At 73.6% G+C, this 20,156-nt stretch carries 19 protein-coding genes; 10 read left to right on the top strand and 9 right to left on the bottom strand.

Going from position 1 to position 20,156, the window contains the following annotated elements; genetic code table 11:
* Positions 1–80: 80 nt before the first annotated feature.
* Positions 81–1,196, bottom strand: coding sequence for an allantoicase (gene alc / locus ACFV46_RS16450; protein WP_385498652.1), 1,116 nt, complete (start codon positions 1,194–1,196; stop codon positions 81–83).
* A gap of 36 nt (positions 1,197–1,232) precedes the next feature.
* The gene (gene allB / locus ACFV46_RS16445; protein WP_385498651.1) at positions 1,233–2,570 is read right to left on the bottom strand and encodes an allantoinase AllB; all 1,338 of its coding nucleotides are present in this window, start codon (positions 2,568–2,570) and stop codon (positions 1,233–1,235) included.
* 235 nt (positions 2,571–2,805) lie between these two features.
* Between allB and ACFV46_RS16440 the strand changes: the two genes are divergently transcribed.
* From ACFV46_RS16440 to ACFV46_RS16425, 4 genes are all read left to right on the top strand, one after another.
* Positions 2,806–3,597 carry an IclR family transcriptional regulator gene (locus ACFV46_RS16440; protein WP_376726940.1) on the top strand — a complete coding sequence of 264 codons (792 nt, stop codon included), beginning with the start codon at positions 2,806–2,808 and terminating at the stop codon, positions 3,595–3,597.
* Positions 3,598–3,802: 205 nt separating this feature from the next.
* Entirely contained in the window at positions 3,803–4,645 is an 843-nt protein-coding gene (locus tag ACFV46_RS16435; protein WP_385498650.1) for a CPBP family intramembrane glutamic endopeptidase, read from the top strand.
* Positions 4,642–5,988: a sensor histidine kinase gene (locus ACFV46_RS16430; RefSeq protein ID WP_385498649.1), complete on the top strand. Its 1,347-nt coding sequence runs from the start codon at positions 4,642–4,644 to the stop codon at positions 5,986–5,988. Before ACFV46_RS16435 ends, ACFV46_RS16430 begins: the two co-directional genes overlap by 4 nt.
* Entirely contained in the window at positions 5,985–6,665 is a 681-nt protein-coding gene (locus ACFV46_RS16425; protein WP_361934871.1) for a response regulator transcription factor, read from the top strand. Before ACFV46_RS16430 ends, ACFV46_RS16425 begins: the two co-directional genes overlap by 4 nt.
* 27 nt (positions 6,666–6,692) lie before the next feature.
* Here ACFV46_RS16425 and ACFV46_RS16420 read toward each other — a convergent pair whose 3' ends face one another.
* Positions 6,693–7,013 (bottom strand): DUF5955 family protein, encoded by a 321-nt coding sequence (locus tag ACFV46_RS16420; RefSeq protein WP_376726937.1) that lies wholly within the window; start codon positions 7,011–7,013, stop codon positions 6,693–6,695.
* Between the two features lie 176 nt (positions 7,014–7,189).
* On the opposite strand from ACFV46_RS16420, the gene ACFV46_RS16415 reads away from it, so the two are divergent.
* Positions 7,190–7,792 carry an NTP transferase domain-containing protein gene (locus ACFV46_RS16415; RefSeq protein WP_385498647.1) on the top strand — a complete coding sequence of 201 codons (603 nt, stop codon included), beginning with the start codon at positions 7,190–7,192 and terminating at the stop codon, positions 7,790–7,792.
* A gap of 211 nt (positions 7,793–8,003) precedes the next feature.
* Positions 8,004–9,626 carry a malate synthase A gene (gene aceB, locus ACFV46_RS16410; protein WP_385498646.1) on the top strand — a complete coding sequence of 541 codons (1,623 nt, stop codon included), beginning with the start codon at positions 8,004–8,006 and terminating at the stop codon, positions 9,624–9,626.
* Here the strand turns inward: aceB and ACFV46_RS16405 are convergent.
* From ACFV46_RS16405 to ACFV46_RS16385, 5 genes are all read right to left on the bottom strand, one after another.
* The gene (locus tag ACFV46_RS16405; RefSeq protein WP_062666950.1) at positions 9,616–9,909 is read right to left on the bottom strand and encodes a SelT/SelW/SelH family protein; all 294 of its coding nucleotides are present in this window, start codon (positions 9,907–9,909) and stop codon (positions 9,616–9,618) included. The two genes, aceB and ACFV46_RS16405, sit on opposite strands and share 11 nt — an antisense overlap.
* Positions 9,906–10,820: a HipA family kinase gene (locus tag ACFV46_RS16400; protein WP_385498645.1), complete on the bottom strand. Its 915-nt coding sequence runs from the start codon at positions 10,818–10,820 to the stop codon at positions 9,906–9,908. Before ACFV46_RS16400 ends, ACFV46_RS16405 begins: the two co-directional genes overlap by 4 nt.
* A 47-nt stretch (positions 10,821–10,867) precedes the next feature.
* The gene (locus ACFV46_RS16395) at positions 10,868–12,154 is read right to left on the bottom strand and encodes a cation:proton antiporter (protein WP_385498643.1); all 1,287 of its coding nucleotides are present in this window, start codon (positions 12,152–12,154) and stop codon (positions 10,868–10,870) included.
* Between the two features lie 97 nt (positions 12,155–12,251).
* Positions 12,252–12,590 carry a hypothetical protein gene (locus ACFV46_RS16390; protein ID WP_376726932.1) on the bottom strand — a complete coding sequence of 113 codons (339 nt, stop codon included), beginning with the start codon at positions 12,588–12,590 and terminating at the stop codon, positions 12,252–12,254.
* A 332-nt stretch (positions 12,591–12,922) separates the two neighbouring features.
* Complete coding sequence (locus tag ACFV46_RS16385; protein WP_385498642.1) at positions 12,923–14,443, bottom strand: IucA/IucC family protein; 1,521 nt, start codon at positions 14,441–14,443, stop codon at positions 12,923–12,925.
* Between the two features lie 94 nt (positions 14,444–14,537).
* Between ACFV46_RS16385 and ACFV46_RS16380 the strand changes: the two genes are divergently transcribed.
* The 3 genes from ACFV46_RS16380 to ACFV46_RS16370 are packed head-to-tail and all read left to right on the top strand — an operon-like array spanning position 14,538 to position 18,152.
* Entirely contained in the window at positions 14,538–16,043 is a 1,506-nt protein-coding gene (locus tag ACFV46_RS16380) for an IucA/IucC family protein (protein WP_385498640.1), read from the top strand.
* 43 nt (positions 16,044–16,086) lie between these two features.
* Positions 16,087–17,352, top strand: coding sequence for a VWA domain-containing protein (locus tag ACFV46_RS16375; RefSeq protein ID WP_361934844.1), 1,266 nt, complete (start codon positions 16,087–16,089; stop codon positions 17,350–17,352).
* On the top strand, positions 17,352–18,152 hold the full coding sequence (locus ACFV46_RS16370; protein ID WP_376726929.1) for a hypothetical protein: 801 nt from the start codon (positions 17,352–17,354) through the stop codon (positions 18,150–18,152). The genes ACFV46_RS16375 and ACFV46_RS16370 overlap by 1 nt, the downstream gene beginning before the upstream one ends.
* A 61-nt stretch (positions 18,153–18,213) precedes the next feature.
* Here ACFV46_RS16370 and ACFV46_RS16365 read toward each other — a convergent pair whose 3' ends face one another.
* A complete protein-coding gene (locus tag ACFV46_RS16365; RefSeq protein ID WP_376726928.1) occupies positions 18,214–18,840 on the bottom strand; it encodes a winged helix-turn-helix transcriptional regulator in 627 nt (208 codons plus the stop codon).
* A gap of 87 nt (positions 18,841–18,927) precedes the next feature.
* Between ACFV46_RS16365 and ACFV46_RS16360 the strand changes: the two genes are divergently transcribed.
* Positions 18,928–20,136 carry a pyridoxal phosphate-dependent aminotransferase gene (locus tag ACFV46_RS16360; protein ID WP_361934837.1) on the top strand — a complete coding sequence of 403 codons (1,209 nt, stop codon included), beginning with the start codon at positions 18,928–18,930 and terminating at the stop codon, positions 20,134–20,136.
* Positions 20,137–20,156 lie beyond the last annotated feature (20 nt).

Raw genomic sequence — 20,156 nt, 5'->3', positions numbered from 1 at the left:
GTACCGCACCCCTGGACGCTCGCCCCGCGGACCCCCCACAGCACCACCGGCCGCGGGGCGAGACCGTTCCCCAGGGCGTGTCACCCACCCAGCTCCTGGTGACGGGCGCGCAGACCCGCCGCGCCCTGCTCGGTCAGCGAGCCGTGCAGGCGCAGCCGGGAGATGCCGCCGTCGGGATGGATGTCCACGCGCGCGTGCGTGCCGACAGCCGGGGACTCCAGGACGAAGCGGTGGTTGGTGTCGGGCTGGAGGCGGGTGCGCGGGACGATCTCCGTCCAGGTGCCGCTCTCGCCGTCCTGCACGGAGACCGACGCCCAGCCCGCGCTGTTGCCCTTGAGATACGCCGTGTCGATCTCGACGGCCCGGATCTCGGACTGGGCCGCCAGCCGGTAGCGGATCCAGTCGTGTCCCTGGTTGCGGCGCCGGCGGGTCTCCCAGCCGTCGTCCATCTTGCGGGAGCGGCCCGGCTGGATGGTGTTGGTGGCCGGTGAGTAGAAGAGGTCCGAGGCGTCCTCGACCTGGCCTCCGTGCTCCAGGGCGACGACGTCGAAGGTGCCGAGCGCCGCCAGCCACGCGGGGTCGGGCACGACCTCCCCGTAGACACGCAGACGCGCGATGCCCCCGTCGGGGTGCTGGTTGAGGCGCAGGTGGGTGAAGCGCTGCTCGGCCCGCACGGCGAAGCCGTTCGCGGCGTGGCCGCCGACCGGGGTGCGCGGGACGAGCGTCGTCCACTTCACGTCGTCGCCGAGCAGGTCCTCGGGGGACGGCGAGCCGGACACACTGGCGCCCTCGACGGACACCGCCTGCGGGTAGTTGCCGCGGAAGTGGGCCGTGTCCACGACGATGCCGCGGATCACGCCGGGCGCGCCGAGGCGTACCAGCGCCCAGTCGTGGTCCTCGGACGCCGGCCAGGGATGATCGGCCGAGGCGCCGCGGCGCCGGCGGGTCTCCCAGCCGTCCATGACCTTGCCCTTGTGCCCGAAGTGCTCGGGGTCGAACTCGGCGCGCCCGGGCACCAGGAGGTTCTCGCGCTCGGCGAAGAACTCGTCGTTGGCGGCGACGACGGAGGCGCCGAGGCGCCGGTCGGCGAGATCGGCGTACCGGGTGAAGGGGAAGTCGGCGGTGCGGTAGTCCGCGTACGGGTCGCCACCCTGGTAGGGGCTCGCGTCGCCGGTGAAGCTGGGGATCGCCGTCACGGTGATCAGGTCTGCCTTTCGCGTCGTCGGATGGGGTCAGGGGGTGCGGGTGAGGAGACGCCCCTTCGGTTCGGTGAACTCGCCGTCGGCGTACACGCGTTCGCCGCGCAGCCAGGTGGACCGCACGACTCCGTGCAGGGTCCGGCCCGCGTACGCCGTCACCCGGTTGCGGTGCTGGAGGGCGGCCGGGTCCACGGTGAAGGCGGCGTCGGGGGCGAGCACGGCGAAGTCGGCGTCGCGGCCGGCCTCGATGGCGCCCTTGTGCCCGAGCCCGGCCAGCCGGGCGGTCCGGGTGGACATCCAGCGGACGACGTCCTCCAGGCCGTGCCCGCGCCGGCGGGCCTCGGTCCAGACGGCGGCCAGGCTCAGCTGGAGACCGGAGATGCCGCCCCAGGCGGTGGCGAAGTCGTCGGTCTTCAGGTCGGCCGTGGAGGGCGAGTGGTCGGTGACCACGCAGTCGATCGTGCCGTCGGCCAGCGCCTGCCAGAGCAGGTCCTGGTTGGCGGACTCCCGGATGGGCGGGCAGCACTTGAACTCGCTGGCCCCGTCCGGGACCTCCTCGGCGGTCAGGGTGAGGTAGTGCGGGCAGGTCTCGACGGTGATCCGTACGCCCTCCCGCCTGGCCTCGGCGATCAGCGGCAGCGCGTCGGACGACGACAGGTGCAGGACGTGCACGCGCGCGTGGAGGCGTTTCGCCTGGGCGATCAGCTGGGCGATCGCCGTGTCCTCGGCGTCCCGCGGACGGGAGGCGAGGAAGTCGGCGTAGCGCGGGCCGCCGTGCTGCGGGGCCGCCGCCAGGTGGTGCGGGTCCTCGGCGTGGACGATCAGCAGCCCGTCGAAGGAGGCGATCTCGGCCAGGGACCGGGCGAGTTCGTCCTGTCCGAGGTGCGGGAACTCGTCCACGCCGGACGGCGACAGGAACGCCTTGAAGCCGAAGACCCCGGCCTCGTGCAGCGGGCGCAGGTCCCTGACGTTGTCCGGCAGGGCGCCGCCCCAGAAGCCGACGTCGATGTGCGCCTTGTCGGCGGCCGTCTTCTGCTTGACGCGCAGATGGTCGACCGACGTCGTGGGCGGCAGGGAGTTGAGCGGCATGTCGACGAGCGTGGTGATGCCGCCGGCCGCCGCGGCGCGCGTGGCGGTCCAGAAGCCCTCCCACTCGGTGCGCCCGGGGTCGTTGACGTGCACGTGCGTGTCGACGAGGCCGGGCAGCAGGACGTCGTCGCCGACGTCCTCCAGGCGGGCTCCGGACGGGACGGCGGCGTCGTACCCGAGGACGGCCGTGATCTTCCCGGCGGCGACCGCGACCGAGGCGGCCCGCGTCCCCTCCGGGGTGATGACGCGCGTCGAGCGCAGCACCAGTTCGACGTCGGACACCCGGACCCCTCTCTGCCGCCTGCTTTTTCAACGTTCTGTTGAAGGAGTCTTCACTCCCGTCGCGGCGCCGTCAAGGGCACACTTCTCCACAGTGCGCCCCGCGCGGCGACTCTGGACAGTTCCACGAAGTGGAAATACACTTCCGTCACGCAGAACGTGAAGACGCCCTCGCGGGGAGTCGACCGACCGGCGGGTAGGCTGCAGCCCTTCCCCCCGGTCCCGAAAGGAACGCGCCGTGCCGACGTCCAGCGCCAGCACCACCGACTCCACCCGGTCCAGCGGCGGCGTCCAGTCCCTGGAGCGCGCCTTCGACCTGCTGGAGCGGATGGCGGACGCCGGTGGCGAGGTGGGCCTGAGCGAGCTGTCCGCCAGCAGCGGTCTGCCGCTGCCGACCATCCACCGTCTGATGCGCACCCTGGTGGCCTGCGGATACGTCCGCCAGCAGCCCAACCGGCGGTACGCCCTCGGGCCGCGGCTGATCCGGCTCGGCGAGTCCGCCTCCCGGCTGCTGGGCACCTGGGCCCGCCCGTACCTGGCCCGGCTGGTCGAGGAGACCGGCGAGACGGCGAACATGGCCCTGCTCGACGGCGACGAGATCGTCTACGTCGCCCAGGTGCCGTCCAAGCACTCGATGCGCATGTTCACCGAGGTGGGCCGGCGTGTGCTGCCGCACTCCACGGGCGTCGGCAAGGCGCTGCTGGCCTCCTTCCCGGCGGAGGAGGTGCGCGCGCTGCTGTCGCGCACCGGCATGCCGGCCGCCACGGAGCGGACGATCACCACGCCGGACGGTTTCCTCGCGGCGCTGGAGGACGTGCGGCGCACCGGCTACGCCGTCGACGACAACGAGCAGGAGATCGGGGTGCGCTGCCTCGCGGTCCCCGTGCCCGACTCCCCCACCCCGGCGGCCATCTCGATCTCGGGCCCGGCGGGCCGGGTCACCGAGGCGGCGACGGAGCGGATCGTGCCGGTGCTCCAGCAGATCGCCGACGAACTGGCCGAGGCCCTGGCCAGCCAGAACCAGTCCTGACGGAACCGGCCGCGCCCCAAGGCACATAGGCCCCTCCCGGGGGACGTTCCGCCCCTCCGTCCCCCGCGCGAGCCACAGACGAGTGTCCACCCCACGGTGACGACTCCCCCGACACCGGATTCCTAGTGTTCGACTCACCGCGGAACGCCGGGCCGCGGGCCGGAGAAGGAACCGGAGTCGGAACCGGCGAAGGGGAGTCCACGTCATGAAAGCCTGGAAGACAGTCCTGCAGGTCGTCGTCGTCTTCGCGGTCTACGCGGTGTGCGGCGGTCTCGCCAACGGGGTGAAGGACGACCCCTGGCTCTCGCTCCTGGTGGGCGCCCTCACCGTGGCGGTGATGACCTTCGTCTACCGGTGGGCCGTGGGGCGCACCGAGAACCGCGAGGTGACCGAACTGCGGGGGGAGGGAGCGGCGAGGGCGACCTTCTGGGGCCTGGTCCTCGGCACGCTGATGTTCCTCTGCGTCATCGGCAACATCTACTTCCTCGGGGACTACGAGGTCCACGGCATCGACTCGGTGAGCGGCGCCGTCGGGCTCATCGGCTTCATGGCGGCCGCCGCCTCGACGGAGGAGATCATCTTCCGCGGACTGCTGTTCCGGCTGCTGGAACGCGGCACGGGAACGTACATCGCCCTGATACTGTCCGGCCTCGTGTTCGGCGGCATGCACCTCCTCAACGACGACGCCACCGTCGCCGGCGCCCTGGCCATCGCCGTCGAGGCGGGCGCCATGCTCGCCGCCGGTTACGCCGCCACCCGCAATCTGTGGCTGCCGATGGGCGTGCACTTCGCCTGGAACTTCATGGAGTCCGGCATCTTCAGCACCCAGGTCTCGGGCAACGGCGAGACCCACGGACTGCTGGACTCCACCCTGTCGGGCAACCACCTGATCACGGGCGGCGAGTTCGGTCCCGAGGCGAGCGTCTACGCGGTGCTCTTCGGCACGCTGCTGACGGTCTGCTTCCTGGTCGTGGCCCACCGCCGCGGCACCATCGTCCCCCGGCGCCGCGCCGAGCGCGTCGACACCCTCGCGGCGCTCGCCCGATGACGGAACAGCGGACCGCCGGTTCGCCGGAGCACCGGTCGTACGGAGCCGGACACCGCGAGAGCGGTGCCGGGCTCCGGCCGGCCGGGCTCCGGCTCCGGCCGTCGGTGGACCGGGCCCGCCCGGACGGCATCCGGCACCGTCTGGACAGCGCCCGGAAGAGTCTGGACAGCGCCCGGAAGCGGCTCGGCGGAGTCTGGTACCGGCTGGACGTCGTCGTCCGGGACCTTCCGTTCGGGCTCCTCCTCCTGATCGGTTCCTTCCTCCCGGCGCTCCGCAGCAACGGAACGGTCATCGGGGGTGTCCCCGACCGCCCGCACGACACGCTCGCCGTCGTCGTGATCCTCCTGGAGTCCCTGCCCCTGGCCGTGCGCCGGCGGTGGCCGGCCCTCTCCCTGGCCCTGGTCTCCGGCGGGTTCGCCGCCGACCAGCTCCTCGGCTACCACACGTTCGCGGCCTCCGCGCTCGGCGTCGTGCTGCTGAGCACCGGCTCGCATCTGGAACGGCACCGCCGCAGCTTCGTGGCCGGCCTCACCGTGGCGTACGTGGCACTGGCGGTGAGCCTCTCCCACCTCGGCACGGGCGAGACCGCCACGGAGTTCACGACCTTCTACATGGCGCTGTGCCTGGCCTGGGGCGCCGGAAGCTGGCTGCGCACCACCCGGCAGGCGGAGGCCGAACGCCGCGAACGGGTCGCGGTGGAGACACGGAACGCCGAACGCACCCGGATCGCGAGGGAGTTGCACGACGTCGTGACCCACCATGTGACGGCGATGGTGGTGCAGGCGGAGGCCGCCCGCTATCTGACCGCCGCGCCCGAGCGGCTGGAGCAGTCCCTGAGCGCCGTCTCCGACACCGGGCGCCGGGCGATCACCGACCTGCGGCACCTGCTGGACCTGCTCAACCCCGATCACGGCACCGGGAACGGCGGCGATTCCGGGGCCGAGCCGAGGACACCGGCCGTCGGCCGTGTCCTGACGCTCGTGGAGCAGACCCGCCGGGCGGGCCAGCCGGTGGAGTTCACCGAGGAGGGCACCCCGCCCGAGTCCACCGGCAGTTCCGACCTCGTGGCCTACCGGGTGGTGCAGGAAGCACTCACCAACGCCCTCAAGTACGCTCACGGCAGCCGCACTCTGGTCGCCGTGCGGCACGGCGAGAGGGAGATCACCGTGGAGGTCAGCACGGACGGCACCGGCTCACGGGCCGCCGCCGTCGGTGGCGGCGGACGGGGGCTGGCCGGTCTGCGCGAGCGGGTCGACGTGCTCGGCGGGGAGTTCAGCGCGGGCGCCGTCGCGGGCGGCGGCTTCGTCGTCCGGGCGCGGATACCGGCCGGGGGCCGCTCGTGAGCACACCTCCTCCCTCCGGGGCCGCCCCGACCCGGGTGCTCGTCTGCGACGACCAGGCGCTGATCAGGACGGGCCTGGTCACCATCATCGACGCCCAGCCCGACATGGAGGTGGTGGGTGAGTGCGGTGACGGCCGGAAGGGCGTCGACCTCGCCCGCGAACTCGACCCGGACGTCGTGGTCATGGACATCCGCATGCCGGTCCTCGACGGCCTCGAAGCCACCCGCCTGCTGGCGGGGGCCGGGGTCGCCCACCCCGTCAAGGTCCTCGTGGTCACCACGTTCAACCTCGACGAGTACGTCTACGAGGCGCTGCGCGCCGGAGCGAGCGGCTTCCTCCTCAAGGACGCCCCGCCCGACCGCCTGCTGCACGGCATCCGCACGGTCGCCCTGGGCGCGGCGCTCCTCGACCCCGAGGTCACCCGCCGGCTCGTCGGCCGGTACGCGACCCGTATCCGCCCCACCGAGGGCGCCCCCGAGGACGTCCCCCTCACCCCCCGCGAGCTGGAGGTGCTGCGGCTGATCGCGGACGGCCTGTCCAACAGCGAGATCGCCGCCGCCCTCGTCATCAGCCAGGAGACGGTGAAGACGTTCGTCTCCCGCATCCTCACCAAGCTGAACCTGCGCGACCGCGTCCAGGCGGTCGTCTACGCGTTCCGTCACGGCCTGGCGAGCTGAGCCCGCCTGATCGACAGGACACCCCCCCTAGCCGCGCCCGCGCGGGGGCGCCCCGAACCTCTCCACGGCGTCCCGCACCTGGGTGAGTCCGGGCGACAGCGCGCTCACCGAGCCGATGGCGCCGGCGATCAGCAGTAAGGACCGGCGCAGCCGGGGCGCCTCGGGCGCCCCGTCGGCCGTCATCGCGGCCAGCGCGGCCAGTTCCTCCTCGGCGATCCCCCGGTCGGGGAACTCGGCGGGATGCGCGGCGAGTTCGCGGCGCAGACGGGACACGGCCGTCCGCAGCTCCGCCACCCTCGGGTCCTCGTCCGTGCCCGTCACCGACCTCTGCCCCAAGCTCCGCAACAAAGCTCTCCCCCTCGCACGCCGTTGTGCGCCACCAGCCGCGCGCCCCCGCCGAACGCCCCTGGGGGCGCCGGGGACGCGGGTCAGTAAACGCCACCCCGTACCGATCCGCCACAGCGCGGACGGAAATTCAGCCCTGCGGGTCGGCCCCTCGCGCAGGTGTCAGGTATGCAGGACGCATGACGGACTCACGACCCCTCCCGGTGGCCGGTCTGCTCCTCGCGGCGGGCGGCGGACGACGACTGGGCGGACGGCCCAAGGCCCTGCTGCCGTATCGCGGCCGGCTCCTGGTCGAGCACGCCGCCGGGGTGCTGCGCGCGGGCGGCTGCGCGCGCGTGCACGTGGTCCTGGGGGCGCGCGCGGCGGACGTACGCCGGCGGGCGGCGCTCGACGGGTGTGTCGTGGTGGAGAACCCGGAGTGGGCCGAGGGGATGGGCTCCTCCCTGCGGGCCGGGCTGGACTCGCTGGCCGGAACGGGGGTGCGCGCAGCGCTCGTCCTGCTGGTCGACCAGCCGGGCATCGGCCCTGAGGCGGTGGCGCGGGTCCTCGGGGCGTACCGGGACCAGTCGTCCCTCGCTACGGCCGCGTACGACGGCGTCCGCGGGCATCCCGTGCTGTTCGGCGCGGCCCGCTGGGCCGGTGTGAGCGCCGCCGCCACCGGGGACCGGGGGGCGCGCGCCTACCTCAAGGAGCACGCCGGTTCCATCACTCTCGTCGAGTGCGGGGACGTGGCGGAGCCCTACGACATCGACACGGAGGCCGATCTGGCCCACCTGGAGTGACCGCGGTGGCACTCGGCGCCACCTCGGCCCGCCGCAGGGAATCTCGACATCAACAAACCATTGAACTTCCACCATGAGGAAACTAGTATCCACTGATCAGAAGCGCCCCGGCCGTTCGGCGGGCGTTTCCCCCGGCCTCCGGGAAGACTGGCACCCGGTGCCTTCCCGCTCGACCGCTCGCCCCACCGCCCGCTGAAGGAAGTGACAGCTCATGTCCGCACCAGCGCCGTCCCCGCTGGCCATCGTCGACGCCGAGCCCCTGCCCCGGCAGGAGGAGGTCCTCACCGACGCGGCCCTCGCCTTCGTGGCCGAGCTGCACCGCCGCTTCACGCCCCGCCGTGACGAACTCCTCGCCCGCCGCGCGGAGCGCCGCGCCGAGATCGCCCGCACCTCCACGCTCGACTTCCTCCCGGAGACCGCCGCGATCCGCGCCGACGACTCCTGGCAGGTGGCCCCGTGCCCGCCGGCGCTCCAGGACCGCCGTGTCGAGATCACCGGCCCGACCGACCGCAAGATGACGATCAACGCCCTGAACTCGGGCGCCCGGATCTGGCTCGCGGACTTCGAGGACGCCTCCGCGCCGACCTGGGAGAACGTCGTCCTCGGCCAGCTCAACCTGATCGACGCCTACCGCCGCGCCATCGACTTCACCGACACCGCCTCGGGCAAGTCGTACGCCCTGCGTCCCGCCGACGAGCTGGCCACCGTCGTCATGCGCCCGCGCGGCTGGCACCTGGACGAGCGGCACCTTCAGCTCGACGGCCGGCCGGTGCCCGGCGCCCTCGTCGACTTCGGCCTGTACTTCTTCCACAACGCCCAGCGGCTGATCGACCTCGGCAAGGGCCCGTACTTCTACCTGCCGAAGACGGAGTCGCACCTCGAGGCCCGGCTGTGGAACGACGTCTTCGTGTTCGCGCAGGACTACGTCGGCATCCCCCAGGGCACCGTCCGGGCCACCGTGCTGATCGAGACGATCACGGCGGCCTACGAGATGGAGGAGATCCTCCACGAGCTGCGCGACCACGCCTCCGGGCTGAACGCCGGCCGCTGGGACTACCTGTTCTCCATCGTCAAGAACTTCCGGGACGGCGGGCCGAAGTTCGTGCTGCCGGACCGCAACGCGGTCACGATGACGGCCCCGTTCATGCGGGCCTACACCGAACTCCTCGTCCGCACCTGCCACAGGCGCGGCGCGCACGCGATCGGCGGCATGGCGGCGTTCATCCCGTCCCGCCGCGACGCCGAGGTCAACAAGGTGGCGTTCGAGAAGGTCCGCGCCGACAAGGACCGCGAGGCCGCCGACGGCTTCGACGGCTCCTGGGTCGCCCACCCCGACCTGGTCCCGATCGCCATGGAGTCCTTCGACAAGGTCCTCGGGGACAAGCCGAACCAGAAGGACCGGCTGCGCGAGGACGTGCACGTCGAGGCGGCCGACCTCATCGCGATCGACTCGCTCGACGCCCGGCCCACGTACGACGGGCTCGTCAACGCCGTGCAGGTCGGCATCCGCTACATCGAGGCCTGGCTGCGCGGGCTCGGCGCGGTCGCCATCTTCAACCTGATGGAGGACGCGGCCACCGCCGAGATCTCCCGCTCCCAGATCTGGCAGTGGATCAACGCGGGCGTCGAGTTCGAGAACGGCGAGAAGGCCACACCCGAGCTGGCCCGCCGGATCGCCGCCGAGGAACTGCGGAACATCGAGCGGGAGCTCGGCGAGGAGGCGTTCGCCGCCGGCCACTGGCAGGAGGCCCACGACCTGCTGCTCGAGGTCTCCCTGGACGCCGACTACGCCGACTTCCTGACCCTGCCGGCGTACGAGCGGCTCAGGGGCTGACGGCGTCCGGACCGGCCTTGTCCGAGTGGCCCAGGGGCTTTCCCGGGGCCACTCGGTCGCGTACGGCGCGCTTGACCGCCGTGGGCTCGGGGAAGCCCTGCTCGCGCCGGTCCCAGACCGGTTCGCCGTCCACCCGGACCACGAAGACGCCGCCCTTGCCCGGCCGCAGGGCCAGCTCGGACAGCTCCGCCTCGAAGGTGGTGAGCAGTTCCTGCGCCAGCCAGGCCGCGCGGGGCAGCCAGCCGCACTGGGTGCAGTACTCGATCTCGACGCGGCCGCTCATCCCAGGTGCACCGATCCGTCCTGTTCGACGGCCGGCTTGCCGTGCAGGTCGGGAACCCGCTTGAGCCAGTCCGGCCGGCCTCGCTGTGTCCTCGCCGCCCGCGCGCGGTCCTCGGCGGCGAGTTCCTCCCGGGTCGGGAAGCCGGTGGGCAGCCACGCGGCGGACGCCCGCACGCGGCTGTGCAGATGCGCGACATAGGCGTCGCGGGCCTCCTGCGGCGTGGAGAAGCCGGGCTCGGCGGCCAGCCAGGCGTCCGGCACCGCCGCCACGATCTCCCGCAGCAGTTCCCCGGTCACCCGGGGCGCCAGCTCCGCGTCGGCGGCGCGCACGTCGGGGCCGTACTGGCCGAGGGCGTGGTGGCGCAGGTCGTAGGCGCGCTCGGGGTCGGAGGCGTCCCAGCGGTGGTGGAAGACGAGGGCAGCACCGTGGTCGATCAGCCACAGCCGGGGCGGGACGGTGCCGAGGGTGGGCCAGACCATCAGGTTGGAGCTGTGCACGGTCCGGTCGACGTTCGCGGTCAGGGCGTCCAGCCAGACGATCCGGCCCGCCTCCAGCGGGTCCACGGGGAACGTCTTCGCGACCTCGGGGGTGAAGTCCCGGGCGCCCGGCAGATAGTCCATGCCGAGATTCACTCCGGCGCTGGCCGTGTGCAGGTCCCGCACCTCCTGGTGCGGCTCGCTGTCGGCGACGGCGGGGTCGAAGTGCACCAGGACCAGCTCGGGGAACCGCAGCCCCAGCGCGCGGGCCAGTTCACCGACGATCACCTCGGCGACGAGGGCCTTGCGGCCCTGCGCGGACCCGGTGAACTTCACGACGTAGGTGCCGAGGTCGTCGGCCTCGACGACGCCCGGGACGGAGCCGCCGGACGTCAGGGGCTCGATGTAGCGGGTGGCTACGACCTCTCTCAACATCCGACCCCTGCTTCCGGCCTGCGGTACGCACCGAGCATAGTCGCCGGTCACCTCGTGCCGGAGCGGGCGGCGGCCCCGGACGGCTCGGCGGCCTCGCCGTCCGCGGGCTCCGGCGGTTCCGGGGGCCGGGACCGCTCGGGCGGCCCGTCGCCGCGGCGCGGCAGAACGGCCCGCGTGGTCTCCAGGAGGCGGGCGAGCAGATGTGCGCGTCCGGCCAGGACGGGCCCGAGCACGGCCAGGACGAGGACGTAGCTGGCGATGAACGGGGCGAGCCGCCCGTCGAGTCCGGCGGTGGCGGCCATCGCGGCCAGGATCAGCGCGAACTCCCCGCGGCCGAGGAGCGTGGTGGCGATGTTCGCGGTGGGCTCGCACCCGTAGCGGTACAGGCGGGCGGCGAACAGGCCCGCGATCACGTTCATGGCGATGGTCAGGGCGACGGCCGCGGCGACCGGACCGGCGACGGACAGGAGATCCGCGGGGTCGATGGCCAGGCCGAAGGCGAGGAAGAAGATCGCGGCGAAGGCGTCCCGCAGCGGGTGCACCAGACGGCGGATCCGGGGCCCGGAAGGGGTTCCGGCGAGGATCAGGCCGACCATGAAGGCGCCGATGGCGTCCACCACGCCCAGCACCTCGGAGACCCCGGCGACGAGGATCGCGGCGCCGAGGAAGCTGATCACGAGCAGTTCGTCGTCCCGCACCGCGATCAGGCGGCCGATCAGCCGGGTCCCGTAGCGGGCCGCGATGGCGAGGACGAGCAGGAATCCGAACGCCTTGGCCGCCTGAAGAATCGTTTCACCCATGCCTTCCGCGCCGCTGATCACGGGCTGGAGGGCGGCGAGGTACAGCGCGAGGAAGATGTCCTCCACCACGGTGACACCCAGGATGAGGCGGGTCTCCGGGCGCCCGATGCGGCCGGAGTCCACGAGCACTTTGGTGACGATCGCCGACGAGGAGATGCCGAGGACCCCGGAGAGGACCAGCGCCTCCCGCGGCCCCCAGCCCAGCGCGAACCCGAAGCCCAGGCCCGCGCCGACGTTCAGCAGCAGATAGACGCCGCCCGCCGCGAGCAGCCGTCTTCCCCCGCTCCTGAGGTCGTCGAGCTGGAACTCCAGACCGAGGTAGAACAGCAGGAGCACCAGGCCGAGCGCGGAGAGCATCTCGAAGTCGTGCGCGTCCCGGACCAGGACCAGGCCGGGGGTGTGCGGGCCGAGCAGGATCCCGGCCAGCATGAACAGCGGGATGGTCGGCAGGCCGATCCGGCGGCCGAGGCGTGCGAGGACGGCGGCGGCCACGAACGCGCCGCCCATCGCGAGCAGGGTGTCGGCATGCCCCACGGGTCACCACCTTCCACAGCGGGGCGGACAAGGCCGCGGTCGCGGACGCGTGGTCCCGTCCGCGGTCGCGGACGCGTGGTCCCGTCCGCGACGCGCGTCAGGCGTCGTCGTGCGAGCGGCCGGCCGGGTCTTCACGGCGGGCCGGCTCCGGGAGGCGCGGGGGCTCCGGCTTCTCGGGCGGGGTGAGCATCTGGACCGCCATACCGGCCGCGACCAGGCCGGAGGCGAGGAGCAGTCCCTGCGGGAGCATGGCGCCGGCGGTCAGCATCGCCACCGAGGCGGCCAGCAGTGCCCAGGCCCCCCGCCGGCCGCGCGGGCCGCCCGGCGGCGGGCGCCCGGTCTCGGGGCCCCGGGTGAAACGGGGGTCGCGGTGCCGTGGCCGTGCGTCGAGGGGGTGCGGGGATCGAGTCGGGCGCGGTCGGGCCGGGTGCGGCATACCTCCTCCTTCCGGTGACCGGGAGGCCGGGGGTTCACTGTCACCCTCACATGCGGCAGGGGGCCGGGGCCATCGGGTCCAGTACCCATGTCGCGGCACAGGCGCCCCGGGCCGCCTAGGGGGCATCTTGTCGATCAGGTCGGATCAGCGAGCGGCGTCCGGCGCCGTGCATCGCAAGGCGGAGGAGGGAGTCGATGCGGTGCGGTGGGGGTGCCCCCGCGGGAGCTCGTTCGAGCGTGGGGGAGACCGACGACAACGCGGCGAGGCGCGGTGCCGGACGCCGGGAGCCCGGCCTGATCGACAAGACGCCCCCTAGGGCTCCGGCCCGTCGCTCACCCGGCTCCGGCCAGCGGGTTCGGCAGCGGCAGATAGCGGGCGTCGGCGCCGTCCGCGCCCGTCCAGCGCAGCAGCAGGTTGGTCTTGCCGGGGAGCGTGGGGGCCGCCAGCAGGGCCGGGATCTCGGGGAGGGCGTGCCGGGCCAGCTCGCGGCGGACGGCGGGCCAGGGGTCGTACCGGCGGTGGCGGGCGCCTAGGGCCCCGGCGACCTCGGTGAGATGGTTGACGACCAGGCAGTACACCAGCCGCTCCCAGCCCGCCGCCCGGGACACCTCGCCGAGCAGCTTCACGCCCTCGGCGTCCCGGAACAGGGCCTGGACGGGGAGGCCGGCCGCGTCGACGGCGACCAGGGTGTTCTGCAGGTGCGCCTCCAGGACGACGCCGTGCGCGTCGAACGCCGTCAGGGCGGGCGGCACGACATGGGCGAGGTACGCCTCCCACCAGGCGGCCGGGTCCACGGCGGCGTCCAGCGGGCTGCCCTCGAAGCCCTCGACGAGCGCCGCGGCCAGCAGCGGTGTCGCCCCCGGCCGGACCCGGCCGCCCAGCCCGTCGCGCACCAGGACCGCCAGCTCCTCGAAGGCGAACGAGGCGGTGCGGTAGCCGCGGTCGCTCAGCCAGGCCGCGTCCTGGCCGGCGAGGGCCGCCGCGGCCGCCGCGTCGGTGCGGCGCAGCCGCAGCAGGTCGTGCCGCCACAGCCGGCGGATGTCGTTGGTGACGCGGACGTCGAGGCTGAACTTGAGGAACAGGTCGTCCCCGGGCGCGTACAGCGTGCGGATCGCGGCCGTCGGCCGGGCGTCGAAGCCGGTCGTGCCGAGCCGGACCAGCCGGCCGTCGGCGAAGGCGGGCGCGAGGTCCACCAGGCCGAGCTGCCAGGGGTGCGCGGGCAGCAGCCGGTAGCCGGGCGGGGCCTCGCCGAGGGCGTCGAGGGCGGTCGTGTCGCCCTCCTCGACGACCAGGTCCTCGCGCAGGCCGAGCAGGGTCAGCGGGAAGCGGGCGTACGCCTCGGGCGCGTACGGCAGCCAGTCCGCGACCGGGCCGCCGCCGCGCGCCTTGGGCGCGGGGTGGTACGGGTGGCCGGTGAGGAGGGACTGCTCGGAGCGCAGATAGAGGTCTTCGGGCGGTACGGCACGCGCGCGGGCCACGAGCAGGGCGGCCAGCGCGTCCCGGCTGTCCGTCATCTCGGCGGGCAGCTCGTGGTTGGACTGCCCGGTGTGGCGGCGCAGCTCGTCCGCGGTGAGTTTGACCAGCTCGGCGTGGCCGACGCGGCGCCAGGCGCCGCCGGTGAACACCTCGGGTTCGGCGGGCCGCCGCTCACCGAGGACACGCAGGAGCCGGCCGGAGCCGCGCAGCCGGTGCACCCGCCGCTCGTCGTCCGGCGCGTCCGCCCGCGCCGCCCCGTCGCGCTGCGGCTCGGCCACCTCGCGGAGCAGGCAGTTGAGCAGCGGGGCGATCGCCAGGGCGTCGGCGCGGGCCGCCGCGTCCGCGGCGGTCGGCGGGGTGAGGTGCACGCGATCCACTGGTTCCCTACGGTCCGTTCAGGCGGGAGACGATCAGTATGTCTGTCGTCGGTGGCCGTCCCGACGCCCTACCCGTACCCCGAGGAGCCCTCCCGTGCATCGTCCTCCCAGCGCCGAGGCCGAGATCGCCGCCGAACTGGCCGAAGCCGGCCCCGCGCTCGTGCCCCGGTACTCGGCCGGGCTGCCGGGGGCCAGGGCCGCGGTGCTGACCCGGCTCTGGCGGGCCCTGGCGTACGAGCCGCTGCCCTGGGTGACCGGCCGGGCCGCCGGTCGTGACGGGCTCGCCCTGCGGCTCGGGGACGGCCGCCTGCTGGAGGGCCCCCGGGCGGACCCGTACGCCACCGCCGCCTACGTCACCTCCGTGCGGCTGGACGGGACGGTGTACGACGATCCGGTGCGGCTGCTGACGGACCTGGCCGTACCGCACGGCGAGGCGTTCACCTCCGAACTCGGGCACAGCGTGGCCTCGCTGGCGCTCGCGCGGGCCGGTCGGGAATCTCACCCGGAAGAGTGGCCGGAGCACGACTGGGAGTGGGAGCAGCGGGTGGTGGACGGCCATCCGTTCCACCCCAACTGCCGGTCCCGGCCCGGTTTCTCGGTCGCCGAGCAGCTGGCGTACGGGCCGGAGCACCGGCCGGTCGTGTCGCTGGCGCGGGTTCCGGTGCCGGCGGACGGGTGCCTGGTGACGGGCGGGTGGCCGGACGAACTGCGGGACGGGGGGCGGCTCTTGATCCCGGTGCACCCGTGGCAGGCCGAGCATGTGCTCAAGCGGCCGTACGAGGACTGGGTGGACGCGCGTCCGCTGATGTCGCTGCGCACGCTCGCCGTGCCCGGCGGGCCGCACGTCAAGACGGCGCTCAGCGCCCGGCTGACGTCCTCGGTGCGGGACATCTCGCTGTACTCCGTGGGGATGTCGCAGACGCTGTCCCGGTTCGCGGAGGACCTCGGGGACCGGCTGGACGGGCTGGTGCGCTTCACGCGCACGCTGGGGGCCGTGGCGGCCGGGTCCGCGGATCTGGCGGCGGTACTGCGGGAGCCGCCCGGGCGGTACGCGGGGCCGGGCGAGCGGGTGGTGCCGGTGGCGGCGCTGCCGTACACCGGCCTGCCCACGTCGGGCGTGTGGCTGGCGGCGTTCACGCGGCTGGCGCTGACGACGGGGCTGCGGCTGCTGGAGCTGGGCGTGGCGCTGGAGGCGCACGGGCAGAACCTGCTGGTGGTGCTGGCGGCGGACGGGTCGCCGGTGCGGCTGGTCTACCGCGATCTCGCCGACATCCGGGTGAGCCCCGCCCGGCTGGCGCGGCACGGCGTCCCGGTGCCGGAGCTGACCGGCCGGATCGTCACGGACGATGTGACGGCCCTGCGCCGCAAGCTGTTCGGCTCCCTGGTGGCCGGGGCGCTGGCGGGCACCGCGGGGTCGGGGCCGGCGTTGCGGGCGGCCCTCGCGGCGGCCGTGCCGGAGCTGCCGGCGACGGGGGATCTGGCGGCCCTGTGCGAGGAGGCGCTGCCCACGAAGGCGCTCACGCTGATGCGGCTGTCGCCCGGCGTGGGCGGGGACCAGTGGACCGCCCTGCCCAACCCGCTGCGCACGGACGTGTTCTGACCCCGTTTTGGAACGGGCCGTCCTCGGTCACTAGGATCCGCCGATGATCATACGAACACGGCTGGCGGCCGGGGCGTGCGCCCTGCTCGCCCTGCTCGCGGCCGGGGTGGCGTTCCCGGCCGGGGCGGTCGCCGACGAGGTGAGCGCGACGGCGCCCAAGGTCGATCTCGTCCTGGACGTGAGCGGCTCGATGCGGGCGCGGGACATCGACGGGCAGTCGCGGATGGCCGCGGCGAAACAGGCGTTCAACGAGGTGCTGGACGCCACGCCCGAGGAGGTGCGGCTCGGCATCCGCACGCTGGGCGCGAACTACCCGGGCGACGACCGCAAGACGGGCTGCAAGGACACCGCGCAGCTGTACCCGGTCGGGCCGCTGGACCGCACCGAGGCGAAGGCGGCGGTGGCCACCCTGTCGCCGACCGGCTGGACGCCGATCGGCCCGGCGCTGCTCAAGGCCGCCGAGGATCTCGACGGTGGCGAGGGCTCGAAGCGCATCGTGCTCATCAGCGACGGCGAGGACACCTGCGCGCCGCTCGACCCGTGCGAGGTGGCCCGGGAGATCGCCGCCAAGGGCATCGGCCTGACCATCGACACGCTCGGCCTGGTCCCGAACACCAAGCTGCGGCAGCAGCTGAGCTGCATCGCCGAGGCGACCGGCGGCACCTTCACCTCGGTCGAGCACACCGAGGAACTCACCGACAAGGTGAACCAGTTGGTGGACCGGGCGGCCGATCCGGTCGTGACGCCGGTCGCGACCGACGGCGCGGACCGCTGCGAGAAGGCGCCGACGCTGAAGTCCGGCCTCTACACCGACCGCGAGGAGTTCGGGCAGCAGCGCTGGTACCGGGTCGACGTACGTCCCGGCCAGGAGCTGCGGGCCTCGGTGAGCGTGGCGGCCGACCGGGCGGTGAACCCGTCGTACGGCGTGCTGGTGCGGGCGGTGACGGTCAAGGGTCGGGAGATCGTGCGCGGTGAGGCGGCCGGGACGGGCCGTACGGACGTCGTGTCGGCCGGTCTGCGCTACCCGAAGGCGGAGGCGGACGACGACGAGGACGCCCCGGCGGAGATCGTGTGCCTGCAGGTGACGCACTCCTTCTCCGCGGGCGCCGGGGTGAAGACCACCCCGGGTCTGCCGCTGGAGCTGACGGTCGACGTCGTGGACGGGCCGTCGCCCGCCCGGGACGTGGCCTCCTTCGGCCTCGGGCGCGGCTGGTGGCTGCTGGGCGCCCTGATCCTCGCCGGCTTCCTCGCCGGTCTCGTCTGGGGCTGGCTGTCGCGCTGGCGCGTCGCGGTCTGGAGGACCAACTGATGCGGATGACTCATGTGCTGGGCGCGGCCCTGCTGACCCTGGGGCTGGCCGCGGGGCCCGCCGCGGCGGACTCCTCGCCGTCGCCGGAGGCGTCCGGGGACGCGGAGGCGCCGACGCGGGCGGGCACCTCGTTCCGCACGGCGACCGAGATCGAGCAGGGGCAGACCGCCACGGCGAACGCCTCCACGGGCGACTACCTGTACTGGTCGTTCCCCGCGGACACCGGTCAGCGGCCGACGGTCGAGGCGACGGTGAAGCTGCCGGCCGAACACGCCGCCGAGACCTGGCAGATCGACGTGTACGACGGACTGCGGCGCCGCCAGGCGTGCCGGTTCGGGGCGCAGACGCGCACCGCGCCGGCCGGTGCCGCGTCGGTCGAGCTGGCGTGCGCGCTGCGGACGGTGCGCGGCTGGTCGGAGCCGTGGGACGGCGACCCGCTGCCGGGCACGTACTACGTGCGGCTGACGGCCGTGGACGTGCCGGCCTCCGCGCTGGGGCAGCCGGTGAGCGCCGAGGTGCGGGTCGGCTCGCAGGACGCCGGCGGCGCGGCGGCGGTCGACGGTTCGCTGGCGCGACCGCTGGTGCCGGGCGCCGGGGTGACCCGGGACGAGGACGAGAAGTCCGGCGGGGAGGCGCTGCTCGCCAGTCTGGAACCGGATGACGGCTGGGCCTCGGGCTGGTGGTCCGACCGCTGGGTGTGGACGGGGCTCGGCGGCGTGCTGGCCGCGCTCGCGGGCATCGGCGGGTACGTGCTGACGCGTGGTGCGGGGCGCCCGCCGAGGGTGCCGCCGTCGGCCTGACGGCACGTCATGACCGGTCGCGGGGTCCGCCGTACAGCCTGTACGGCGGACCCCGCGGCGTTCACCGGTCCAGCAGCGCCTTGGCCAGGGTGCCGTCCCCGGTCACCGTGGCGCGGCCGTCCCGTACCGCGTCGGTGAGGCTCGCCTCGCCGCGTGCGAGGGCCGCGCAGGTCGCGGAGTCCAGGACCAGCCGTGCGTCGGGCTCGCGGGGGGCGGGACCGTCGCCGTAGACGGGCCCTTCCTCGGCGCCGACGTGCAGGTGGAAGTCGCCCTCCTCCAGCCGCACTTCGAGCAGCCCCTCGCCGTCCAGGGACGACAGCAGCGGCAGGGCGAACCAGTGCGCGCGCACCGCGTCGGTGGGCCGGCGCTCGCCCAGCTCGGACCGGCCCCACTCCCCCAGCGCCTGGAGCACCGGCAGCAACCGCCTTCCGCGCTCGGTGAGTTCGTAGACGTAGGCCGCTCCGGGCGGGGGCAGCCGGCGACGGGTGCTGAGGCCGTCGCGCTCCATGTCCTTCAGCCGTGAGGCCAGCACGTCGGTGCTGACCCCGGGCAGGTCGGCGTGCAGGTCGGTGTAGCGCCGCGGACCGGCCAGCAACTCCCGGACGATCAGCAGGGTCCAGCGGTCGCCGACGGCGTCGAGCGCCCGGGCGGCGGAACAGTACTGGTCGTAGCTTCGGCGAGGTGACATGCGACGCAGTCTAGACACGTTGTTGGACTTTCCAAGCTCGCACTTGGTAAAACCAAGCAACACACGAATCCGGAGGGGCGAGCGCGCATGGAGTTCCGGCAGTCGAGCAAGCTGAGCGAGGTCTGCTACGAGATCCGCGGCCCGGTGATCGAGCACGCGAACGCACTGGAGGAGGCGGGCCACAGCGTGCTGCGCCTCAACACCGGCAACCCCGCCCTGTTCGGGTTCGAGGCGCCGGAGGAGATCCTCCAGGACATGATCCGGATGCTCCCCCAGGCGCACGGCTACACGGACTCGCGCGGCGTCCTGTCCGCCCGCCGGGCCGTGGCGCAGCGCTACCAGACCCTGGGCCTGGAGGTCGACGTGGACGACGTCTTCCTGGGCAACGGCGTCTCCGAGCTGGTCTCCATGGCCGTACAGGCCCTCCTGGAGGACGGCGACGAGGTCCTGATCCCCGCGCCGGACTTCCCCCTGTGGACCGCGGTGACCAACCTCGCGGGCGGCAAGGCCGTGCACTACCTCTGCGACGAGCAGGCCGACTGGTACCCGGACCTGGACGACATGGCCGCGAAGATCACCGACCGCACCAGGGCCGTCGTCATCATCAACCCCAACAACCCGACGGGCGCGGTGTATCCGAAGGAGGTCGTCGAGGGCGTCCTCGACCTGGCCCGCCGGCACGGCCTGATGGTCTTCGCCGACGAGATCTACGACCAGATCCTCTACGACGACGCCGTCCACCACTCGGCCGCCGCCCTCGCCCCCGACCTGGTCGTCCTCACCTTCTGCGGTCTGTCGAAGACCTACCGGGTGGCGGGCTTCCGCTCCGGCTGGCTGGTGGTCACCGGGCCGAAGCAGCACGCCAAGGACTACCTGGAGGGCCTGACCATGCTGGCCTCCATGCGCCTGTGCGCCAACGCGCCCGCGCAGTACGCCATCCAGGCCGCGCTGGGCGGCCGGCAGTCCATCCGGGACCTGACCGCGCCCGGCGGCAGGCTGCGCGAACAGCGCGACGTGGCCTGGGAGAAGCTCAACGAGATCCCCGGCGTCTCGTGTGTGAAGCCCAAGGGCGCGCTCTACGCCTTCCCGCGCCTGGACCCCAAGGTGCACCGCATCCACGACGACGAGAAGTTCGTCCTGGACCTGCTGCTGCGCGAGAAGATCCAGGTGGTCCAGGGCACCGGCTTCAACTGGCCCTCCCCCGACCACTTCCGCATCCTGACGCTGCCGTACGCCGACGACCTGGAGGCGGCGATCGGGCGGATCGGACGGTTCCTGAGCGGCTACCGCCAGTAGGAGCGAAACGTTCGCGGATT

It is taken from the genome of Streptomyces sp. NPDC059852, assembly GCF_042731455.1.
Lineage (GTDB): Bacteria > Actinomycetota > Actinomycetes > Streptomycetales > Streptomycetaceae > Streptomyces.
The sequence above is the reverse complement of the archived record's forward strand: the minus strand, read 5'-3'. Positions and strand labels throughout refer to the sequence as shown.